The following is a 15,246-nucleotide window of genomic DNA, read 5'->3' as shown; positions in this document are numbered from 1 at the left end:
TCGCGCAGTTCCCCGCGCCCCTAAAAGGGGCGCGGGGAACTGCGCAATCTTTTAGGGGGGTCTGGGGGCGCAGCCCCCAGGTACGGGACGGGTAGGGGCGGAGGGGGCGAAAACCAGCCCTTACAGCAGCCCCGCGCCCGCCAGATACTTCCCCACCAGCTCGACCTCCCCCTCCGACAACGGAACCTGCGGCTCCGCCGTAATCGGGCAGTCGATGACCCCTCGCAGATACAGCGCGGCCTTGAACGCCCCCAGGGCCGACGAGCTACCGCCCATCCGGGCGGAATCCCCCACGTCCACCATCCGGAACAGCGCGCACAACCGTTCCTGCTCGGCCCGGGCCCGCTCCCAGTCACCGTCGCGGCAGAGGCGGAACAGACGCACGTATCCGACCGGGTCGACGTTCCCGAGCCCGGGCACCGCCCCGTCCGCCCCGAGCGCCAGCGCGGAGTCGACGACGACCTCGGAACCGGTGAGAAGCGTGAAACCGCTGATGTCGGGGCGGGAGCGGGCACCGGTCACGACGGTGCGGAAGGCGCCGAGGTCGCCGCTGGAGTCCTTGAGACCGGCGAGGACACCGTCCGCGGCCAGCTCCAGGACCAGGTCAGCGCTCAGCTTGGTGTGGACGGAGACGGGGAGGTCGTAGGCGAAGACCGGGACGGGCGATCGGGTGGCGATCACGCGGTAGTGGCGGGCGATCTCCGCCGGGTGGGTGCGGGTGTAGAAGGGGGCCGTGACGACCACGGCGTCCGCGCCCGCCGCCGTCACGTCCCGGACGTGGTCCAGGACGCGCGGCGTCGTCATGTCGATCGCACCCGCCAGTACGGGGAGCCGGCCGGCGACATGACCGGTCACGGTCTCCACGACCAACCTGCGTTGCGTGTCCGTCAGATACGCCGCCTCCGACGTCGAGCCGAGCACGAACAGACCGTCCACCCCGCCGTCCACCAGATGGTCCACGAGCCTGATGAGCGAGGGGACGTCCACCTCGCGTTCCGGTGTCAGGGGAGTGCAGACGGGCGGTACGACACCGGTCAACGGGGTGGGAATGGTCATGAAGGCTCCCTGATGTGCTGCTGGAACGGGACGTCGGCCATGGCGGTGGCCGGGGCGGCGGACTCGGCCTGCGCGACCAGCGCGCGCGTGGACTGGCCCTCCTCCACAGGATGGTGGCACCGGTAGCGGTGATCGTGGGTCGACGCGGCCGCGAAGTCCGGCATCGATGACGCGCACGCGTCGTCCGCCTTCCAGCAGCGCGTGCGGAACGGGCAGCCGCTCGGCGGACGGGTCGCCGACGGGACTGGGCCCACCAGGGGGATCGGGTCGATGGGGTCGAGCAGGCCCGGGGTCGCCGAGAAGAGGGCTCGTGTGTAGGGGTGGCGGGAGCGGTCGGTGACCTCGTCGGCCGGTGACTCCTCGACGATCCGGCCGAGGTACATCGTGATCACCCGGTCGCTCATCCGCCGGACCGTCTGGATGTCGTGCGAGACGAACACCAGGGCCAGGCCGAGGCGCTCCTTCAGGTCCAGGAGGAGGTTCAGGATCTGGGCGCGGACCGACACGTCCAGCGCGCTCGTCGGCTCGTCGGCCACCACCAGGTCGGGGTCCAGCGCCAGGGCCCGGGCGATCGCCACGCGTTGGCGCTGGCCGCCGGAGAGCTGGCCGGGCAGGGCGTCCGCGAGGGCGCGGGGCAGGCCGACCAGTGCCATCAACTCCCGTACCCGGTCAGCACGTTCGGCGGTCGTGCCGCGCCGGTGCACGTCCAGCGGGTCCCGCAGGATCTGGTGGATCGTCAGCCGCCGGTTCAGCGCCGTCGACGGGTCCTGGAAGATCATGCCGATGCTGCTGCCGATGGCCGTGCGCCGGTCCGCGGGTTTCATGGACCAGACGTCCTGGCCGCGGAAGGTCACCGTGCCGGACGTCGGCCGCTGCACCCCCACCAGTACCTTCGCGAGCGTCGACTTGCCGCAGCCGGACTCGCCGACGACGCCGACCGTCTCGCCGGGCGCGATGGCGAGGTCGGCGCCGGTGAGGGCGTACACCCGGTCGCGGGCGAACAGGCCGCCGGTTCGGGCCTTGTGGACGACGTGGGTGTCGGACAGCGCTACCAGTGCGGTCACTTGAGGGCCTCGGCTTTCCCGGTCGGCGCGGTCGCTTGCGGGCCTTGGCCTTTTGCGGTCGGTGCGGTCGCTTGCGGGCCTGGGCCTTCTCCTGTCCGCGCGGTCACGTGACGGCCCCCTCGCTTCCGTTGGGATCGGTCAGCGCGACGGCGCCCCGGCTCTCCCTCGCCAGGGTCCCCAGGTCGGCGGCCGGGTGGTGGCAGGCCGCCGTGTGCGACCGTGTCCCCACCAGGTCCGGCACCGTCGTACGGCACACCTCGCTCGCCATCGGGCAGCGGTCGGCGAAGCGGCAGCCGGCCGGGAAGTCGGCCGGCGAGGGCACGACACCCTTGATCTGGGTCATGCGCTCGGCCGCCGACTCCAGCGAGAGCACGCTGCCCAGCAGCCCGCGTGTGTAGTGGTGGGCCGGGGCCTCCACCAGGTCGGCGGTCACCCCGGTCTCGACGATCTGGCCGCCGTACATGACGACCACCCGGTCCGTGACCGCCGAGACGAGCGCCAGGTCGTGCGAGACGAGGATGAGCGCGAAGTCCAGCTCCGCGCGCAGCCGCAGCAGCAGCTCTATGACCTGCGCCTGCACGGTCACATCGAGGGCCGTGGTCGGTTCGTCGGCGACGATCAGCCTGGGGCTGCGGGACAGGGCCATCGCGATCAGGACGCGCTGGCGCTGGCCGCCCGAGAGCTCGTGGGGGTAGCTGCGCAGGGTGCGGTCGGGATCCAGGCCGACCAACTCCAGCAGCTCGGCCGGGGAGCGTTTGCCACCTCTGCGTACGACCTGTTTCAGCTGCGTCCTGATCGTCATCGCCGGGTTCAGGGACGACAGCGCGTCCTGGTAGATCATCGCCATCTCGTGGCCCAGCAGCCGGCGTCGTACGCGCATCGGCTCGCCGATCAACTGCCGCTGGTTGAACCGGACATGGCCCCGGACCCGGGCCCCCTTCGGCTCCAGGCCCATCACCGTGAGCGCAGTCAGCGACTTGCCGCAGCCGGACTCGCCGACCAGACCGAGGACTTCGCCCGGCTGCACCTCGAAGCTGATGCCGTCGACGATGTCCACGCCTTTGTGGCGGGCGGCGAAGCCGATGGCCAGGTTCTCGACGGCGAGGACGGGCTGACCGGAGGGCAGCGGGCGGGCCCGTGAGCGCAGGCGCGCAGCCGTCTCGGCGAGGCCCGGCAGTTCCATGACCGTGCCGCTGCCCGGCTCGGGGGCCTCCAGCCGGTCTTCCGCCGCGGGCGCGGACACGTCCCTGGCCGCGGGTGCCGCCCAGGCGTCCGAGACACCCTCGGAGAGAATGTTCAGCGACAGTACGGTGATCAGCATCAGCAGGCCGGGGAAGACCGTGGCCCACCAGCCGCCGGTCAGCACCATGTTCTTGCCGTCCGCGATGACGCTGCCCCAGGACGGGTCCGGGGGCCGTACGCCCGCGCCGATGAACGACAGCGACGCCTCGAAGACGATGGCCTCCGCGACCTGCACGGTGCAGAACACCAGCACGGGGGCGGCGCAGTTGACGGCCACGTGCTTGAGGACGATGTGCGGGGTGCGGGCGCCGATCACGTGCTCGGCGGTCACGTAGTCCTCGCCGTACTGGTCGAGGACGTTGGCCCGTACGACCCGGGCGACCGGCGGTGTGAACAGGAAGGCGATCGCGCAGATCAGCACCGTGATGCCACCGCCGAAAACGGCCACCAGGACCGCGGCCAGCGCGATGCCTGGGAACGCCATCACCACGTCCAGGCAGCGCATCAGCGTCTCGTCGACGGCCTTGCGGGACGTCGCCGCGATCGCGCCGAGGAGCGCTCCCACGACAAGGGCGAGTGCGGTCGCGCCCAGGCCGATCGCGAGGGACCAGCGGGCGCCGTACATCAGCCGGCTGAGGATGTCCCGGCCGAGGCTGTCCTGCCCCATCCAGTGGTCGGCGGAGGGGTGTCCGGTGCCGTCCACGGGCGCCTGCTGGTCGAGCGGGTCGTGCGGGGAGAGCAGCGGGGCCAAGAGTGCCACCAGCACGACCACGGCCAGGAAGCAGACGGCGACCTTCGACAGCAGTGGCAGCCGGCGCCGGCCACGCAACCGGATGCCGGGCCGGGAGAGGGCCTCGGTGAGGCTCTTGCGCGTGAACATCAGGTCGCATCCCTCTGTAGTGACATCAGGTCGCACCCCCGGGCAGCGTCATCGGGTGGCCTCCCTCAGGCGTGGGTTGACCAGCAGATACAGGATGTCGATGACGAGGTTCACGACCACGAATCCGGTGGCCGTGGTCAGCACGACGCCCTGCACGACCGCCGGGTCGCCGTTCTTCACCGCGTCGATCATCAGCTTGCCCATGCCCGGCAGCGAGAAGATCGTCTCGATGACGACCGCGCCGCCGAGCAGATAGCCCACGCGCAGGCCCAGCACGGTGAGCGGGTTGATCAGGGCGTTGCGCAGCACGTTCCGCCCGACCACCACCCGCGGCGGCAGACCGCTCCCGATCGCCGTCCGTACGTAGTCCTTGTCCAGCTCCTCCACCACGGAGGTCCGCACGATCCGGGTGAGCTGCGCGGCGACCGGCAGGGAAAGTGCGAGCGCGGGCAGGGCCATGGTCTTCAGCCAGCCGCTCAGTGAGTCGGCGGGGTTGATGTAGCCGCCGGTCGGGAACCACCCCTGGTCGACGGCCAGATACTGGATCATCAGCAGCGCCAGCCAGAAGCCCGGCGCCGCGACCCCCGTGAGCGAGACGACCCGGATGATCTGATCCGGCAGCCGGTCGCGGTAGATCGCGGCGGTGACCCCGCCGAGCAGCGAGAGCACCACCGCGATGCCGAGCCCCAGGAAGGTGAGCTGGAGCGTGAGCGGCAGCGCGGTGGTGACCTGGTCGAGGACCGACCCCCGGGTCAGCGCGCTGGTGCCCATGTCGCCGTGGAGCAGGTCCCCGACGAAGTGGAAGTAGCGCACCGGCAGCGGGTCGAGGAGTCCGTTCTGCTCCCGGAAGTCGTGCAGCTGCTGCGGGGTCGGATTGGCGCCCTGGAAGAACGCCGACGCCGGATCGACGTCGGAGAACCGCATCACGAGGAACACGAACAGGACGATCCCGAGCATCAGCGGTACGAGCAGCGCGACGCGGCGCAGCAGGATCCTGGCGATGGCGACCACGTACGAACTCCTTTGTCGCCTAGACCCACTTGGCTTGCAACAGGTTGATGCCCGGGTACGGCTGCGCCCTTATCCCCGTGAGCTTCTTCGGGTCCCACGCCGTCATCAGCTCGTTGTGCACGACCGGGTAGAGCACGGCCTCTTCGGCGACGATGTCGATGTAGTCCTGGATCATCGCCTTCTTCTTGTCGGCGTCCGGCTCCTGCGTCGCCTGGTCCATGTCCTTGAAGAGCTTCTTCGCCACTGAGTTGCCGGCCCAGCGGGCGTAGCCCATCCAGAGGTTCTCGGGCCCGTAGTTGTAGTGCATGATCAGGTCGGCATCCAGCCCGAACTGATTGGGGTTCGAGGCGGCCGCGACGACCTGGTAGTCCTGCTTCTGGTCCATCTTGGTGAAGACGGCGGTCGTCTCCTGCGGGGACAGGGTGGTCTCGACACCGATCGCGTCCCAGGACGCCTTGATGGTCGGCAGGCAGTCGACGATCCAGCTGACGTTCACCGACAGGATCTCGATCTTCAGCCCCTTGACCCCGGCCTCCTTCAGGAGCTTCTTCGCCTTCTCGGGGTCGTACGAGTAGACGGTCTTCGCGGGGCGGTAGCTCGGGTTGCCCTCGTTGAGGAAGGAACTCGACGGCTTTCCGTGCCCCTTGAGGGCTACCTCGACCATCTTGCCGGTGTCGATGGCGTAGTGCAGCGCCTGCCGGACGCGTACGTCGTCGAAGGGCTTGTGCTGGGTGTTGAACATGAGGAAGAGGTTGTTCATGCCCGCGCCGCCCTGGACGGTCATGCCGCCCTTCTTGAGCTGCTCGATGTTGGCGTACGGGATGTTGTCGGCGATCTGTGCGCCGGCGCTGGCACCGGAGATCTTCGCGACCCGGGGCGCGGCATCCACTATGGTCAGCCAGTTCATCTTCTTGAACGCGGGCTTGCGCGGCCCGTTGTAGTCGGCGAACGCCTCGAAGGTGGTGTTCGACTTCGGGTGATGCGCGGTCTGCCGGTAGGGCCCCGAACCGACCGCCTTGCCCTTGATCGCGTCGTCCCAGGCCCCCGGCTGGGAGAAGATGTGCTTCGGCATGATCTTGGCCAGGGTCAGCCGCGAAATGCCTTCGGGGAAGGGGAACTTGAGGACCAGCTCGACGTTCTGGGCGTCGATCTTCTTGACCTCCTTCAGCCAGCTGGCGAAGAAGCCCTTGGCGAGGGTCGGCGTCTTCGGGTCGAGTATCCGGTCGAAGACGAACACCACGTCGTCGGCGGTGACCGGCTTCCCGTCGTGGAACTTGGCGCCAGCCCGCAGCGTGAACTTCCAGGACGTGCCGCTGAGATCGGACGGCACCTCGGTGGCGAGCGCGGCGTACGGCTCACGGGAGATCGGGTCCGTGTCGAGCAGGCCCTCGTAGATGTGGTTGTTGGCGGCCATGCAGAAGGCGGACGCGGTCTGTGTCGGATCCCAGCTGCCGTCGTTCCCGTAGCCGATGACTGCCGTCAGCGTGGCGTTCTTGCCGCCGCCTCCGCCTCCGGTGTCGTTCGTGGACTCCGGCCCGGACGAGCAGGCCGCCAGCGACGAGGAGAGGGCGGCGGCCGCTCCGAGGGCGCCGGTGTACTTCAGGAACGACCGGCGGTGCAGCGCCGGAGTGTGGGTCACGTCGCGCACGGTTCCTCCAGCAAGGAGTGGTCCAGTGAAGTGATCCAGTGAGTAGGAGATACGACGTCCTACGTCATAGGGGGCAGCGTGACCATAAGAGGGGGCGTGGAGGGGGTCAAGGGATCGCACACGAATGGCGTATCTTCCACAGGTGCGACCAATGGCGGTGTGAGACAGGCTAGTTGGCGGCAGTTGACGTTTAATCAGCCCGGAGGTGGGACGTCCGATGTCCAGCGAGCGTACGATGCGGCGCATGTCTGAGGAGACCGGGTACCCGCGCCGGCCGGAGCGCCGGGTGAGCAGCCAGATCCAGCGCGAGGTCATGCAGTTGATCCTCGACCGCAAGCTCCCGGCCGGGGCGCCGCTGCCCACCGAGACCGAGCTGATGACCGACCTCGGCGTGAGCCGGAACTCCGTCCGCGAGGCGCTCAAGGCCCTGCAGGCGCTGGACATAGTCGAGATCAGACACGGCTACGGCACCTATGTCGGCCAGGCCTCCCTGACCCCGCTCGTCGACGGTCTCACCTTCCGCACGCTCGCCCAGCCGGACGACGAGACGGGGGCGTTGACGGAGATACTGCAGGTCCGCGAGGTCCTGGAAGAGGGGCTGATCCGCCGCGTCGCGGCGACGCTCTCCGAGGCGGAGCTCGACCGCCTCGAATCCGTCGTGTCCCAGATGGAGGCGGCGGGCCGCGCGGGGCGTCCCTTCCCCGAACTCGACCGCGAGTTCCACGAGCTGCTGTACGCGTCCCTCGGCAACACCTTCGTGCCGCAGCTCCTCAGCGCCTTCTGGACGGTGTTCCGCCGCGTCGCCCGCGCCCGCGGCTGGACCGACGATCCGGCACCCGAGGTGACCGTCCGCCGCCACCGCGACATCGTCACCGCACTGCGCGCCCGCGACGTCGAAGGCGCACAGCGGGCGATGGCGGACCATTTCCGGGGAATCGAGGCACGGGCGGCACAGGAGTCACGCGGGGTGAGCTGAACTGCGCAGTCTTTTGGCGGGGGTCTGGGGGCGCAGTCCCCAGGGACGGGACGGGTAGGGGCGGAAGGGGCGCAAAACCATGGCTGAGAGATGGGACCCGCACGATGCCGGCGTGCTGCGTCTGCCCTCCGGGCGGCTGGTGCGGGGCCGCGCCCTGCGCAGGCCGCTCCCGGAAGACGTCCCGGCACCGACGTACGCCGTGTATCTGCTGGGCAAGCAACCCCCCGAAGTCCCATGGGAAACCCACTGGCTGCGCTGGCCGGACTTCCGGCTGCCCGCCGACCGGGGCGAGGCCCGCACGGTACTCGCCGAGGCGTGGAAGCGAGCCCCCACCCACCGCGTCGAGATCGCCTGCGCCGGCGGCCGCGGCCGCACCGGCACCGCGCTGGCCTGCCTCGCGGTCCTCGACGGAGTCCCGCCCGAGGAGGCGGTGACCTTCGTACGCCGCCACTACGACCGCCACGCGGTGGAGACGCCGTGGCAGCGAAGGTACGTACGCCGCTTCACGGCAGAGGGATGAGCGGCGCGGACGCGAAGGCCGCCGACGGAAGCCGCGAAGGGCGCCGACGGAAAACGCGAAGGCCGCCGACAGAAAATCGGTGGGACGGGTGCGCGGGCCCATGGAACCCTGAGCCGCGTGACGCGCTCCGAGACGACCCCGTACGACGACGACCGCCGGGCCTACACCCGAGAGGCGCTGGCCCGACTCGTGCTCAGCGAGGCCGCGAGGGGCGTCGCCGGCTCCGCCCGTGAGCTGGTCGTCACGCGACACGACACGTACTGCGGTCCGGGCGGCAGAGCCAGCGAGGCGGCGCAACTCGTCGAGTCCGCCGAATGGACGCTCGCGTGGGCCGTCGTCTACGAGCGCGAGCGCGGCAGCTCCTGGGAGGAGATCGCCGGGTATCTCGGGATCGCGGCGGACGAGGCCGAGAAGCGCTTCGCTCCCGGACTCGCCCGCTGGAAAGGGGCGTTCGACGTCCCCTACCGCCTCGACACCACCGGCCGCAAACGCGTCCCGCAACTGCCGACGGCCGCCTACGACCCCGTCAGCGCATGCCGCCGCCTCGACCTCTGGGCCGGCCTGTACGTCACCACCAGGGACCACCACGCGGTGAGCGCCGGCCTGCGCATGACCGCCTCCAAGGAAGCCCCGGAGGCTGAAGTGTCCGCCCTGGAAACCGAGTCCGACCGGATGAGCGGCTCGGTCCGGCGGCCCCGCCTCCGCTCCTTCCTGGAACTCCTGGCCCGCTACAACGGCGAGTGGTTCGAGGAGACCGACTGGGAAGCCGTCTCCCTCGGCCTCGAGGCGACCGACGACGCGGACCCGGACGCCTGGTACAGCCACCCGCTGGACGCCACCTTCCACTCCCTGGACATTCGCCTCGCCCACGCGCCCGGCGGCAACGAGGTGTCCGTCGCCGTCACCGGCGCCACCTCCGCCGACCTGCGCCTGCGCATCGACACCCTCATGGACGCGTTCGCCGGTGACTGACGACAACGCCGCAGAGGTGCGTGCCGAGCCCCGCGGCCCAGGCGTGAGCCGAACGACAGGCCACAGCCGCTGCTGAGGCCACGGAGAGTCACACGTCCCGTCGGTCCACCACCGGGCGCGACACCCACGAAGTCGTACGCAACCTCGATGCGGCTGCCGCCCTCGCCATCGCTGTAACTGCTCTTGCGTCAAAGGGTGTTGCTCAGGTTGTACTCGCGCATCGTCCGAAATCCTCTGCCGCCGATTCGATCAGGGCGACGGACGCCTCCGGCGACAGTGAGACGGCCTCCGCGAAATAATCCGCGTATCCGCATGTCATCAATCAGCCTTCGCCGTGTGCGCTCGAAAAAACCATCGGTTTACAGGAGTGCGTCGATCCGCTGTGCCACCCCCAACGGCGGTTTCCGAATGGCTTGTTCGTACTGGCCGATGCAGCCCCCGGAGAGAAATAGGCGCGCCCGCACTCCACCTGAGGGAAACCGGCTTCCTCGCGGCGTCGCTTCAGTTTTGCCCCGATCAACTCCCAGGCCGCCTGCCGCGAATCGTTGGCCACAGGCCAACCCCCGTACGCGGCGCCGCACTTGTAGAGGGCAGACTCCTGCCGAGTGTAGATGCGGAGCGTCACGATGGAGACGCAAAGCGTGAAACTCAAGGAGACAGGGGAGCACGGTGAAGGAAGAACACGCACCACTCGGGGGACGACACTCGGCGCAGTGCGTCGAAGAGGCGGAGGAAACAGTGAAGGAATTGTGGGCGGCGCTCGCCGACGCAGGAATTACGTTGCCGTCACTGCGGATCGACCCGGCGGCTTTGGCGCGCGAGACACCTTGTCCGCCGGTCGAATGGAGCGACTGTTCCGTGGAGGTCGCCGCCCGGCTCGCGGCGGCCCTGCGGTGAAGCTGCCACCGATCGGCTCCTACGCCGTGGACACGCACACAGGGAAGGTGGGGATGGTCATGGGGCACGAGGGACCGTATGTACAGCTGAGACCGTACGGCGGCGGCAAGGAGTGGGACTGCGAACCGGACGCCGTCCGGCGAGCCACCGCGGCGGAACGACTCAGTGCGGCGACCGCGTACGCCAATGCACGCAGTCGGGGGGAGGTCCCTTGAAGAGGCCCGAAGGGGGAAGTGCCCTGATCCCCTGAGGAACGGCGTGGCATAGGGTGCGGCGCCATGGCGATATGGAACCGTCGCAAGCCGAAGGCTGCGAGCAAGTATCCCGTTCCCCTCACCACGCACCAGCTGTGGATGGTGTCGCTCAGTGCGCCGGTGAACCGGGACCGGGACGCGTCACGGACGACCCTGTACCCGTTCACCCGCATCGACGACGAGAAGGCCCGGCGGTGGCTGGCCGAACAGTGGGAAATCACCTCGCGTGATGCTCTGGTCGGCCGGCTCGACGGCCTCGCGCGGACCGGTTACCGCACCCGGGCGCGGCTGCGGCTCGGCGTCGAACCACTGGCCTGGGACGCCGGGCTGTATGTGGACATCTCCCGCAGGGGCTTCGCCTGCGGGATGCTGAGCGAGGCCGAGGCATGGACCGCGCTCAAGAACATCGTGCCGGCGGTGGTGCGGTCGTACGCCTCCTGGAACGAGTACGCCGAGCACTATCTGCTGGGCCGGATGGTCTGGCGGGACAACCTGCGGGGCACGCCGGACGCGAACTTCCCCGCTCCGCAGGCCGTGTCCGACGCGCATCTGAAGTCCCTTCTGGACCCGGCGAACCGGGCGAGCCCCTGGAACATGGCGCCGTGGGAGGCGATCAGCCACCCCGACCACGCACGCTGACCCCGTACGCGAGAATGGGCCCATGAGTCTGTTCCGCGACGACGGCATCGTGCTGCGCACCCAGAAGCTGGGTGAGGCGGACCGGATCATCACGCTGCTCACCCGCGGTCACGGTCGCGTACGCGCCGTAGCGCGCGGCGTCCGGCGCACCAAGTCGAAGTTCGGGGCGCGGCTCGAACCCTTCTCGCACGTGGACGTGCAGTTCTTCGCGCGAGGGAGCGAGCTGGTCGGGCGCGGACTGCCGCTGTGCACGCAGAGCGAGACGATCGCTCCGTACGGTGGCGGGATCGTCACCGACTACGCGCGGTACACCGCCGGGACGGCCATGCTGGAGACCGCCGAGCGGTTCACCGATCACGAGGGGGAGCCCGCCGTGCAGCAGTATCTGCTGCTGGTCGGCGGGCTCCGCACGCTCGCCCGCGGCGAGCACGAACCGCACCTCGTCCTCGACGCCTTCCTGCTCCGCTCCCTCGCCGTGAACGGCTACGCGCCCAGTTTCAGCGCCTGCGCGAAGTGCGGGATGCCCGGACCGAACCGGTTCTTCTCGGTCGCGGCGGGAGGTTCCGTCTGCGTCGACTGCCGGGTGCCCGGCAGCGTCGTACCCTCGCCGCAGGCCCTCGAACTGCTCGGCGCGCTGCTGACGGGAGACTGGGAGACCGCGGACGCGTGCGAGTCGCGGTATGTCAGGGAGGGCAGCGGGCTGGTGTCGGCCTATCTGCACTGGCATCTGGAGCGCGGACTGCGCTCCCTGCGTTACGTAGAGAAGTAAGCACCGAAGCAAGCGCCACAAGGGCAAGCAAGTAGGGGAGACGAGAAGCACATGGTCGTACGCGGGATCCTGGGACGCCAGCGCCGCGAGTACAGGAAGCCGGAACCGCACCCGTCCGGTGCCCGCGCGCCGAAGCTCCCCGGTGAGCTGGTGCCCAACCATGTGGCGATCGTCATGGACGGCAACGGACGCTGGGCCAAGGACCGCGGGCTGCCGCGTACCGAGGGGCACAAGGTGGGCGCCGAGCGCGTCCTCGACGTGCTGCAGGGCGCGATCGAGATGGGGGTCGGCGCCATCTCGCTGTACGCCTTCTCCACCGAGAACTGGAAGCGCTCGCCCGACGAGGTGCGCTTCCTGATGAACTTCAACCGCGACTTCATCCGCAAGACCCGCGACCAGCTCGACGAACTCGGCATCCGGGTCCGCTGGGTGGGCCGGATGCCCAAGCTGTGGAAGTCGGTGGCCAAGGAGCTCCAGGTCGCTCAGGAGCAGACCAAGGACAACGACCGGCTGACGCTGTACTTCTGCATGAACTACGGCGGTCGCGCCGAGATCGCCGACGCCGCGCTGGCCCTGGCGGAGGACGTGAAGGCGGGGCGGCTCGACCCGTCGAAGGTCAACGAGAAGACCTTCGCGAAGTACCTCTACTACCCCGACATGCCGGACGTGGACCTGTTCCTGCGGCCGAGCGGCGAGCAGCGCACCTCCAACTACCTGCTCTGGCAGAGCGCCTACGCCGAGATGGTCTTCCAGAACGTGCTGTGGCCGGACTTCGACCGCCGCGACCTGTGGCGGGCGTGCGTCGAGTTCGCCTCGCGCGACCGGCGCTTCGGCGGAGCCGTTCCGAACGAACAGCTGCTGGCGATGGAGGAGGCCATGAAGGGCCGGCCCGAAGGCAATTGACGTCGGCGCCACCGCAACCGCCGCCGGTACCGGCGGCTACCGCTGTGCCCCCGTCCCGCCCCGCGGGACGGGGGCACAGCCACCAACGTTCCCGGCAACGGGGCTGGACTCGGGGCCGGGTGCGCAACTCGGCGCGAACGAGGTGCCGCTGTGCCCACCCGTGCCGAACCGAGCGGCACGCATGCCCACAGCTACGAGGGCGGGGGCGGCGGAATACATGCCCACAGCCATGACGGCGAAGGCGGCGGCCACGGCTGTGGCGGTCGCGTCAGCCCTTCACGGCGGCGCACTCCGCGCACGTGCCGAAGATCTCCACCGTGTGCGCGACGTTCACGTACCCGTGCTCCGACGCGATGGCCTCCGCCCACTTCTCGACGGCCGGGCCCTCGACCTCGACGGCCTTGCCGCAGACGCGGCAGACGAGGTGGTGGTGGTGCTCGCCGGTGGAGCAGCGGCGGTAGACGGACTCGCCGTCGGAGGTGCGCAGCACATCGACCTCGCCGGCGTCGGCGAGGGACTGCAGCGTGCGGTACACGGTGGTGAGCCCGACCGAGTCGCCCTTGTGCTTGAGCATGTCGTGGAGCTCCTGCGCACTGCGGAACTCGTCCACCTCGTCGAGCGCCGCCGCCACGGCGGCACGCTGCCGGGTGGAACGGCCCCGTACGGGCGATCCAGCGGTTGTCACCGTTGCCTCCTCACGTCTGCCCTTGCCCGGCCATTGTGCCAGTCCGGACTGTGCGTAGTCAGACGCCGACCTTCGTCTCCTGGCCGCGCGTGGCGGGAATCGCGCACTCTGCCGGGTCCCCGGCGGCCTGCGCGGCGGCGAGCGCCCGGGCCCGGCGCCGGGCCAGCGGGGTCGCCAGCGCCGTCAGCGCAATGAACGCGCCAATCGTCAGCAGCACGATCGTCGCGCCGGGCGGCACGTCCTGGTAGTACGACGTCACGGTGCCGCCGATGGTCACGCTCACGCCGATGGCCACCGCGATCGCGAAGGTGGCTGCGAAGCTGCGGCTGAGCTGCTGCGCCGCGGCCACCGGGACCACCATCAGCGCGCTCACCAGCAGCAGGCCGACGACCCGCATCGCGACCGTCACCGTGACCGCCGCCGTGACGGCGGTGAGCAGGTTCAGGGCGCGCACCGGCAGCCCCGTCACCCGGGCGAACTCCTCGTCCTGGCTGACCGCGAACAGCTGTCGGCGCAGGCCCAGGGTGACGAGGACGACGAAGGCGGCCAGCAGACAGATCGCCGTCACGTCGGACTCGGAGACGGTGGACAGCGAGCCGAAGAGGTACGAGGTCAGGTTGGCGTTCGAACCGCCCGGCGCGAGGTTGATGAACATCACGCCGCCCGCCATACCGCCGTAGAAGAGCATGGCCAGGGCGATGTCGCCGCGCGTCTTGCCGTACCAGCGGATCAGCTCCATGAGGACGGCGCCGAGGACCGAGACGGCCGTCGCCATCCACACGGGATTGGTGGAGAGCAGGAAGCCGAGGCCGACGCCTGTCATCGCGACGTGGCCGATTCCGTCGCCCATGAGGGCCTGGCGGCGCTGCACGAGGTAGATGCCGACGGCGGGCGCGGTGACGCCCACGAGGACGGCGGCGAGCAGGGCCCGCTGCATGAAGGCGTAGTCGAGGATGTCCATCAGCTCAGCAGTCCCGTCCGGGTCGGTTCGGCATCGTGAGCCGCGTGCGGGTGTACGTGGTCGTGGCCGGGCAGCGCGTGCTGGCCGACCGCCTGCGGGGGCGGGCCGTCGTGCAGGACGCAGCCGTCGCGCAGCACGACCGCGCGGTCGATCAGCGGCTCCAGGGGGCCCAGCTCGTGCAGGACGAGCAGCACGGAGGTGCCCTGGGCGACCTGCTCACGCAGGGTCGCCGCCAGCACCTCCTGGCTGGCCAGGTCGACGCCCGCCATCGGCTCGTCCATGATCAGCAACTCGGGTTCGGAGGCGAGTGCACGGGCGATCAGCACGCGCTGGTGCTGGCCGCCCGACAGCGCGTTCACCGAGTCCTTGGCGCGGTCCGCCATCCCGACGAGCTCCAGGGCACGTCGTACGGCCTCGTGGTCGGCCTTGCGCAGCATGCCGAAGCGGGCACGGGACAGCCGCCCGGAGGAGACGATCTCGGTCACCGTGGCGGGCACGCCACCGGCGGCGGTCGTGCGCTGCGGCACGTACCCCACGCGGTGCCAGTCCCGGAAGCGGCGCCGCGGGGTGCCGAAGATCTCGATCTCCCCGCCGCTGATGGCGACTTGGCCGATGACACTGCGTACGGCGGTCGACTTGCCGGAGCCGTTGGCGCCGAGCAGCGCGACGACCTCACCGCGGTGCACGCCGAGGTCGATGCCACGCAGGACCGGGCGCGAGCCCAGCTCGGCGGTCACGCCGCGCAGGGATATGACGGGCTCGCTCACGG

General features: G+C 69.9%; 15 protein-coding genes and 1 pseudogene. 7 read left to right on the top strand and 9 right to left on the bottom strand.

Translation table 11 applies throughout. The features are described 5' to 3' along the window. Positions 1-120: 120 nt before the first annotated feature. The 5 genes from ACIBK0_RS01755 to ACIBK0_RS01735 all read right to left on the bottom strand — a co-directional run bounded on the left by ACIBK0_RS01755 (position 121) and on the right by ACIBK0_RS01735 (position 6,901). Positions 121-1,056, bottom strand: a complete 936-nt coding sequence (locus ACIBK0_RS01755) for a dihydrodipicolinate synthase family protein (RefSeq protein ID WP_399074465.1) — start codon at positions 1,054-1,056, stop codon at positions 121-123. Beyond that, complete coding sequence (locus ACIBK0_RS01750) at positions 1,053-2,120, bottom strand: oligopeptide/dipeptide ABC transporter ATP-binding protein (protein WP_399074463.1); 1,068 nt, start codon at positions 2,118-2,120, stop codon at positions 1,053-1,055. Before ACIBK0_RS01750 ends, ACIBK0_RS01755 begins: the two co-directional genes overlap by 4 nt. Positions 2,121-2,223: 103 nt before the next feature. Beyond that, positions 2,224-4,242, bottom strand: coding sequence for a dipeptide/oligopeptide/nickel ABC transporter permease/ATP-binding protein (locus ACIBK0_RS01745; RefSeq protein ID WP_399074461.1), 2,019 nt, complete (start codon positions 4,240-4,242; stop codon positions 2,224-2,226). 48 nt (positions 4,243-4,290) lie between these two features. Further along, positions 4,291-5,253, bottom strand: coding sequence for an ABC transporter permease (locus tag ACIBK0_RS01740; protein WP_399074459.1), 963 nt, complete (start codon positions 5,251-5,253; stop codon positions 4,291-4,293). Between the two features lie 19 nt (positions 5,254-5,272). Further along, complete coding sequence (locus ACIBK0_RS01735) at positions 5,273-6,901, bottom strand: ABC transporter substrate-binding protein (RefSeq protein ID WP_399074457.1); 1,629 nt, start codon at positions 6,899-6,901, stop codon at positions 5,273-5,275. A gap of 235 nt (positions 6,902-7,136) precedes the next feature. On the opposite strand from ACIBK0_RS01735, the gene ACIBK0_RS01730 reads away from it, so the two are divergent. The 3 genes from ACIBK0_RS01730 to ACIBK0_RS01720 all read left to right on the top strand — a co-directional run bounded on the left by ACIBK0_RS01730 (position 7,137) and on the right by ACIBK0_RS01720 (position 9,369). After that, complete coding sequence (locus ACIBK0_RS01730; protein WP_399075110.1) at positions 7,137-7,877, top strand: FadR/GntR family transcriptional regulator; 741 nt, start codon at positions 7,137-7,139, stop codon at positions 7,875-7,877. A gap of 79 nt (positions 7,878-7,956) precedes the next feature. Next, the gene (locus ACIBK0_RS01725; RefSeq protein ID WP_399074455.1) at positions 7,957-8,397 is read left to right on the top strand and encodes a protein-tyrosine phosphatase family protein; all 441 of its coding nucleotides are present in this window, start codon (positions 7,957-7,959) and stop codon (positions 8,395-8,397) included. A 117-nt stretch (positions 8,398-8,514) separates the two neighbouring features. Further along, entirely contained in the window at positions 8,515-9,369 is an 855-nt protein-coding gene (locus tag ACIBK0_RS01720) for a hypothetical protein (RefSeq protein WP_399074453.1), read from the top strand. 274 nt (positions 9,370-9,643) lie between these two features. Here ACIBK0_RS01720 and ACIBK0_RS01715 read toward each other — a convergent pair. Further along, positions 9,644-9,922: pseudogene (locus ACIBK0_RS01715) on the bottom strand (helix-turn-helix domain-containing protein); the annotation flags it as partial. 289 nt (positions 9,923-10,211) lie between these two features. Between ACIBK0_RS01715 and ACIBK0_RS01710 the strand changes: the two are divergent. The 4 genes from ACIBK0_RS01710 to ACIBK0_RS01695 all read left to right on the top strand — a co-directional run bounded on the left by ACIBK0_RS01710 (position 10,212) and on the right by ACIBK0_RS01695 (position 12,831). Next, the gene (locus ACIBK0_RS01710; RefSeq protein ID WP_399074451.1) at positions 10,212-10,481 is read left to right on the top strand and encodes a hypothetical protein; all 270 of its coding nucleotides are present in this window, start codon (positions 10,212-10,214) and stop codon (positions 10,479-10,481) included. A gap of 63 nt (positions 10,482-10,544) precedes the next feature. Then, positions 10,545-11,159, top strand: coding sequence for a DUF1266 domain-containing protein (locus tag ACIBK0_RS01705; protein WP_399074449.1), 615 nt, complete (start codon positions 10,545-10,547; stop codon positions 11,157-11,159). Between the two features lie 22 nt (positions 11,160-11,181). Further along, a complete protein-coding gene (gene recO, locus ACIBK0_RS01700) occupies positions 11,182-11,928 on the top strand; it encodes a DNA repair protein RecO (RefSeq protein ID WP_399074447.1) in 747 nt (248 codons plus the stop codon). A gap of 51 nt (positions 11,929-11,979) precedes the next feature. Further along, positions 11,980-12,831: an isoprenyl transferase gene (locus ACIBK0_RS01695; RefSeq protein ID WP_399074445.1), complete on the top strand. Its 852-nt coding sequence runs from the start codon at positions 11,980-11,982 to the stop codon at positions 12,829-12,831. A 268-nt stretch (positions 12,832-13,099) separates the two neighbouring features. Here the strand turns inward: ACIBK0_RS01695 and ACIBK0_RS01690 are convergent, their stop codons facing one another. The 3 genes from ACIBK0_RS01690 to ACIBK0_RS01680 are packed head-to-tail and all read right to left on the bottom strand — an operon-like array spanning position 13,100 to position 15,244. Next, on the bottom strand, positions 13,100-13,516 hold the full coding sequence (locus ACIBK0_RS01690) for a Fur family transcriptional regulator (RefSeq protein ID WP_399074443.1): 417 nt from the start codon (positions 13,514-13,516) through the stop codon (positions 13,100-13,102). Positions 13,517-13,574: 58 nt separating this feature from the next. Further along, positions 13,575-14,477, bottom strand: coding sequence for a metal ABC transporter permease (locus ACIBK0_RS01685; RefSeq protein ID WP_399074441.1), 903 nt, complete (start codon positions 14,475-14,477; stop codon positions 13,575-13,577). After that, positions 14,477-15,244 (bottom strand): metal ABC transporter ATP-binding protein, encoded by a 768-nt coding sequence (locus tag ACIBK0_RS01680; RefSeq protein ID WP_399074439.1) that lies wholly within the window; start codon positions 15,242-15,244, stop codon positions 14,477-14,479. Before ACIBK0_RS01680 ends, ACIBK0_RS01685 begins: the two co-directional genes overlap by 1 nt. Positions 15,245-15,246: the final 2 nt, after the last annotated feature.

The sequence above is a fragment of the Streptomyces sp. NPDC050564 genome, assembly GCF_044457265.1.
Classification (GTDB): Bacteria; Actinomycetota; Actinomycetes; order Streptomycetales; family Streptomycetaceae; genus Streptomyces.
This window is presented reverse-complemented; position numbering and strand designations above follow the sequence as displayed.

Coding starts and splice junctions, on each gene's coding strand:
- ACIBK0_RS01755 (WP_399074465.1), bottom strand. CDS start 1,056: ATGACCATTCCCACCCCGTTGACCGGTGTCGTACCGCCCGTCTGCACT.
- ACIBK0_RS01745 (WP_399074461.1), bottom strand. CDS start 4,242: ATGTTCACGCGCAAGAGCCTCACCGAGGCCCTCTCCCGGCCCGGCATC.
- ACIBK0_RS01730 (WP_399075110.1), top strand. CDS start 7,137: ATGCGGCGCATGTCTGAGGAGACCGGGTACCCGCGCCGGCCGGAGCGC.
- ACIBK0_RS01725 (WP_399074455.1), top strand. CDS start 7,957: ATGGCTGAGAGATGGGACCCGCACGATGCCGGCGTGCTGCGTCTGCCC.
- ACIBK0_RS01710 (WP_399074451.1), top strand. CDS start 10,212: ATGGAGCGACTGTTCCGTGGAGGTCGCCGCCCGGCTCGCGGCGGCCCT.
- ACIBK0_RS01705 (WP_399074449.1), top strand. CDS start 10,545: ATGGCGATATGGAACCGTCGCAAGCCGAAGGCTGCGAGCAAGTATCCC.
- recO (WP_399074447.1), top strand. CDS start 11,182: ATGAGTCTGTTCCGCGACGACGGCATCGTGCTGCGCACCCAGAAGCTG.
- ACIBK0_RS01695 (WP_399074445.1), top strand. CDS start 11,980: ATGGTCGTACGCGGGATCCTGGGACGCCAGCGCCGCGAGTACAGGAAG.
- ACIBK0_RS01685 (WP_399074441.1), bottom strand. CDS start 14,477: ATGGACATCCTCGACTACGCCTTCATGCAGCGGGCCCTGCTCGCCGCC.